This is a genomic window from Stenotrophomonas sp. YIM B06876, assembly GCF_030711595.1.
Taxonomy (GTDB): domain Bacteria; phylum Pseudomonadota; class Gammaproteobacteria; order Xanthomonadales; family Xanthomonadaceae; genus Stenotrophomonas.
Genome location: NZ_JAUJUJ010000152.1, coordinates 1 through 1,851 on the forward strand (window position 1 = coordinate 1; position 1,851 = coordinate 1,851).

Here is a 1,851-nt window from a genome sequence, read left to right on the forward strand (position 1 = left end):
GGGTGCCGTGGCCGGTATTGAGGAACAGGTTGGCGTAGGGCGTGGCGCCGATGATGGGCGTGCTGTCGGGCGTCATGGGCCGCAGGCCGGTCCAGAATTCGGCCCTGGGCAGGTCGCCGCCCGGAAACAGGTCGCTCACGACCAGCTCCAGCGTGGCGCGCCGGCGCGGGTTCAGGCGCAAATCAAAACCCGCCAGCTCGGCCATGCCGCCGACGCGGATGCGCTGGTCGAAGCGCGTCACGGCCACCTTGTAGGTTTCGTCGAGCACGGTCGATTGCGGCGCCAGATCGGGATCGAGCAGCGGCACGGTCAGCGAGTAGCCCTTGACCGGGTACACCGGCAGGTCCAGCCCCAGCGGCGCGAGCGCGCTGCGCGAATAGCTGCCAAAGGCCAGCACATAGCGGTCGGCGGTCAAGACCTGGCCGCCCACGCGCACGCCGGTGATGCGGCCGCCCTCGGTCAGCAGGCCATCGACCGCCTGGTCGAAACGAAAATCCACGCCCAGACCCTGCGCGATCGCGGCCAGGCCCTGGGTGAACAGGTGGCAGTCGCCGGTTTCATCGTTCGGCAGGCGCAGGCCGCCGGTCAATTTGTCGCGTGCCTGGGCCAGCGCCGGTTCGACCGTGGCGAGCTGGTCGCGGTCCAGCAGTTCGTAGGGCACGCCGCATTCCTGCAGCACGGCCACGTCGCGCTGCACGGCATCGAGCTGCGCCTGCGTGCGAAACAGCTGCAGCGTGCCCTGGCTGCGGTGTTCGTACTGGATGCCCGTGTCGGCGCGCAGCTGGCGCAGGCAGCCGCGGCTGTATTCGGCGACGCGCATCATGCGTTCCTTGTTGACGGCGTAGCGCTCGGCCGAGCAGTTCCTCAGCATCGCCGCCATCCAGCGCAGCTGGAACAGGCTGCCGTCGGGACGGATCGAGAGCGGCGCATGCTTCTGGAACATCCACTTCAGCGCCTTGAGCGGAATACCGGGCGCGGCCCAGGGCGTGGAATAGCCGGGCGAGACCTGGCCGGCATTGGCAAAGCTGGTTTCCTGCGCCGGGCCGCTCTGGCGGTCGAGCACCACCACCTCGGCGCCCGAGCGGGCCAGGTAATACGCCGTCGTGGTGCCGATGACACCGCCGCCCAGAACGATCACTTTCATCGCGCACTCCACTGTGAACAAGATATATGGCAAGTTTAAAAACTTGGATGCCATAAAATTCACTGAAGTACGAGCGAAGTGCCGCTGCTTCAACCGAACTTTGTGTGTTTTCTCCAGCCAGGCCATTGAAATGACCGAACTCGATCGCATCGACCGCAAGATCCTCGGCATCCTGCAGCGCCAGGGGCGCATTTCCATGACCGATCTGGCAGAGCAGATCGGCCTGTCGACCTCGCCGTGCTCCGAGCGCGTGCGGCGCATGGAGCGCGAGAAGGTCATCACCGGCTACCACGCCCGGGTGGACCCGGCGGCGCTGGGCAGGAACCTGCTGGTGTTCGTGGAGATCACGCTGTCGTCCAAGTCGGGCGACGTGTTCGACAAGGTGCGCCAGGAGCTGCTGCACCTGCCCGAGGTCATGGAATGCCACCTGGTCTCGGGCAGCTTCGACTACCTGGTCAAGGCNCGCCCGGGTGGACCCGGCGGCGCTGGGCAGGAACCTGCTGGTGTTCGTGGAGATCACGCTGTCGTCCAAGTCGGGCGACGTGTTCGACAAGGTGCGCCAGGAGCTGCTGCACCTGCCCGAGGTCATGGAATGCCACCTGGTCTCGGGCAGCTTCGACTACCTGGTCAAGGCGCGGCTCGGCGGCATGAGCGAATACCGCCACCTGCTTGGCGACATCCTGAAGAAGCTGCCCGTCACGGCCCAG

General features: G+C 66.4%; 2 protein-coding genes and 1 pseudogene. 2 read left to right on the forward strand and 1 reads right to left on the reverse strand.

Annotated features, from left to right (window positions below; translation table 11 throughout):
* Positions 1-1,144 (reverse strand): D-amino acid dehydrogenase (locus tag QZH66_RS15585; protein ID WP_305806817.1); only part of this gene is annotated, 1,144 nt, incomplete at its 3' end.
* Positions 1,145-1,274: 130 nt separating this feature from the next.
* Here QZH66_RS15585 and QZH66_RS19050 point away from each other — a divergent pair.
* Both QZH66_RS19050 and QZH66_RS15595 read left to right on the forward strand, forming a co-directional pair.
* A pseudogene (locus tag QZH66_RS19050) lies at positions 1,275-1,617 on the forward strand (winged helix-turn-helix transcriptional regulator); the annotation flags it as partial.
* A gap of 30 nt (positions 1,618-1,647) precedes the next feature.
* Positions 1,648-1,851: Lrp/AsnC ligand binding domain-containing protein (locus QZH66_RS15595; RefSeq protein ID WP_345783857.1), on the forward strand; the 204-nt coding region annotated here is incomplete at its 3' end.